Raw genomic sequence first — 3,273 nt, forward strand, 5'->3', positions numbered from 1 at the left:
GATGTGCGCGGTCCCGTACTGCACGCACAGCGCCTTGCCGAAGTCGCTGCCGATCACCAGGTACGAGCCGGCGTCCGACGCGGGCTGCACCTGCCGCTGCACCGCCAGCTCGGCCAGCGTCGGCACCGGCTGCCCGGGCACGGCCTGCGCCCAGAAGAACGGTCCGAAGTCGGTCGGCAGACCGGCCCACATCAGGGTCTGCGCGACGATGTCGGGCACACCCTGCCGGGACACGGCCCGCTGGTCGAAGCGGAACACACCCTGCGGCCCGAACGCCCCGGCGAGCTCCGCGCCGATCGCGTCGAGCGGGATCGCCGGCTGGAGCGGCACCTGCGGCAGCGGCGCCCGTACGGGTGCCGGGCGCGCCGGACCGTCGGCCACCTGGTGGAGTTCCCCCTGGTGGGTGAGGAGGTGGCGCATGCCGGCCTGGCGCCCGGCGTGGTCCTTCCCGTACGGGGCGACGCTGGTGATCCGCACCTGCGGCCAGGTCTCGCGGATCATCCGCGCGCAGTAGCCGCCGGGCAGTTCGCAGGACTCCAGCTCGGTGTGGAGCTCCAGCACCTGCTGCGGCGGCACGTTCATCGCGCGCAGCTCGTGCAGGATCTGCCACTCGGGGTGCGGCGTGCCCGGCGCGGAGCGGCGGATGATCTGCTGCTCGGAGCCGTCGTTGCCGCGGTAGCGGAGCACGGCCTGGTAGCCGGGACCCACGGTGGGCGTGCCGGTGGCGGCGGGCGCGGCCGGCGGCGCGGAGGGGCCGGCCACGACGGCGGGCCCCGCCAGCATCGTCGCGGCGTGCTCGACGCCGCCGGGGGGCGTACCGGGCCCACCCGGAGCGGCGGGAGGCAGGGGCGGCTGCGCACCGGGCGCGGGCGGCGGACCGGGAGGCGCGGGCGGCCCGCCCACCACGGCAGGCCCCGCCAGCATCGTCGCGGCATGGTCCAGCCCACGCCCCATCGACCCCGGAGCCCCGGGCGGCCCGGGAGGCGCGGGCGGCTGCCCCGCACCGGCACCCGGCGCGGGCGGCGGACCGGGAGGCGCGGGCGGCCCGCCCACCACCGCAGGCCCCGCCAGCATCGTCGCGGCATGGTCCAGCCCACGCCCCATCGACCCCGGAGCCCCCGGCGGCGCAGGAGGCGCGGGCGGCTGCCCCGCTCCCGGCGCGCCGGGAGCGGAAGGGGGCGCGGGCGGCGCGACGGGCGCCTTGCCGGTGGGCTCCTGCGCCAGCGCCTCGGGCGACCCGGGCGGCGCGGCGGGCGCAGCCGGCGGCACGGGCGGCGCCCCGCCCAGGTCGAGCGCGGGCGCGATCGCGGTCTTCGGCAGCGCGCTGCCCGCCGGCATCAGCTGCGTCCGGGCCTCCGAGGACGCCGACGGCGCCGCACCGGCATCGTCCAGGTCCGAACCGGACAGCGGCGGCGCGAACACGGTCGCGGGCAGCGGCACCGAGGCGTCGTCCGCACCCGGCGTCACGTCCGTCCCCGCCCACGGCGTGGCCCCGACGGGCACCCCGCCCTCGGCGGTCGGCTCGTACGGCACCTCGCGCCGCAGCGGCACCGGCTCCGGCACCTCGGCGGCCGCGGCCGGAGCGGACGCACCCGACGACGCACCGGCAAGATCATCGGCAGAGGCGGGCGCAGCCTCGGCGGGTGGAGCGGCCGGAGCACGCTCCGCAACCGGAGCAGCCTCCTCAGCCGCAGCCGCAGCCGGAGCCGGCGGAATCCCCGCCCGGTCCGCAGCCTCCTGCAACCACTCCGGAGGACTCAGCATGAACGACGTCTGCTCCGAGTCGATCCGCGGCGCCGGCACCGACGGCTCCGCCGCCTGCACGGCCGCGGCCCCGTACTCCTCCTCGTACCGGCGGATGACCTCACCCACCGGCAGCCCCGGCCACAGCGTCACCTCGCCGCCGTCCCGCGCGATCACCAGCCGCTGCCGGCCTCCGCCGGCCACCGGCCCGCCCGCACGGTCCTCGGCCCACACCACGAAACCGAGCCCGAACTCCCGCACACGCACCTCACGGTGCTGGTACGGCGGCACGCCCCCGTTGATCCACTCCTCGGCGCGCTCCTGCGCCTGCGCAAACGTCACCATCGCGCCGTCACCCTTCCACCGGTGCGCCACCCGGCACCGGAACCGAACGCGCGAATCCGCCGTCCACCATCAGACCGGCCACCGTCTCCAACTCAGGGGGATTTCCCGCCAACTTCTCGAGAAAGGCATCGAAATCCGCACCGCACGGCAGCAACAGCCGCTCCACGCGCTCCTGCACCGACCAACCGTCCCGGTCGCGCCCGTCGTCGTACGGGGAGAACCACACGGAACCGATGCCCTCGCCCCTGACCTTCACCGCCAGCAGACCGCCCTGCACGAACGCCACACACAGGTAGTCCTTCGTCAGGTGGTCCCGCAGGCACTTGTTCACATACACCAGGTCATTGACGGCAGCCTCCTCACGCACCGTGAAGAACGGCTGGTCGACCAGCACACCCAGATCCACATCCAGGCCCACCCCGACCGGCGCACACCCGCCCGCCGCCTTCAGGAACGCCCGATAGGCCTCCGGCAGCCGGTACCCGAGATCCTCCTCGACCCCCTGCACCTGCTCCTCACCCACCGACACCGCCGCCTTCGGCAGCCCCAGGTGCACCGGACGCACCTCCTGCAGCGGACGCGTACCCCGCTTCCCGTGGTCCACAGGAGCAGTCGCCAGACCCGCATGGTGCCGCAGCAGCGCCTTCACCTCGACCGGAACCAGCTCCATGCGCCGCGTCCCCGCCACGTGGTGCCACGTCCAGCCGTGCGGCGTCGCCACCGGCCCGACCGTGTCCCACAGAGGATGGCCGACAGCCCGCATCGCCGCGTTCGCCGACACGTAGTCCGTCAACCGCAGCTCGTCCACACCGAACCCCTCCGGAGGCTCGGCGATCTCCACGGCCGCACGCGCGTACGGCGAGAAATCCGGATGTCCCTGCGCACCCATCCGCACACCCTGGGGATGCCGAGCGGCCCGGACCGGGTCCGGAAAGTGCACGACCTGCCCCGAATACGCGGCGTTGGGTGGCGCGGCCTGCTCGCCGAGCCGACCTGTCGTCATGGCAGTAGCCCCCTGCTGGATCTGGCTGGTTCCCCACAGCCTATGCGGTGGGGCAAGACCGGCCCCGCCCAGCGACCCGGTCCGTCCCACCCACCCCCGCCATGACCGCAAACATCCCAATTGATACGAATATTCGACCCAGGTTCCACACCCCGGACGACATTTGACAGGCTGTCCCGCAA

At 74.8% G+C, this 3,273-nt stretch carries 2 protein-coding genes; both read right to left on the reverse strand.

The window, feature by feature from the left end; genetic code table 11:
- Window positions 1-2,088: nucleic acid/nucleotide deaminase domain-containing protein (locus tag EF903_RS30670; protein ID WP_125548250.1), on the reverse strand; the 2,088-nt coding region annotated here is incomplete at its 3' end.
- A 7-nt stretch (window positions 2,089-2,095) separates the two neighbouring features.
- Window positions 2,096-3,091, reverse strand: a complete 996-nt coding sequence (locus EF903_RS30675) for an SMI1/KNR4 family protein (RefSeq protein WP_125548251.1) — start codon at window positions 3,089-3,091, stop codon at window positions 2,096-2,098.
- Window positions 3,092-3,273: the final 182 nt, after the last annotated feature.

The organism is Streptomyces sp. WAC05292 (assembly GCF_003949955.1).
Lineage (GTDB): Bacteria > Actinomycetota > Actinomycetes > Streptomycetales > Streptomycetaceae > Streptomyces > Streptomyces globosus.

Coding starts and splice junctions, on each gene's coding strand:
- EF903_RS30675 (WP_125548251.1), bottom strand. CDS start 3,091: ATGACGACAGGTCGGCTCGGCGAGCAGGCCGCGCCACCCAACGCCGCG.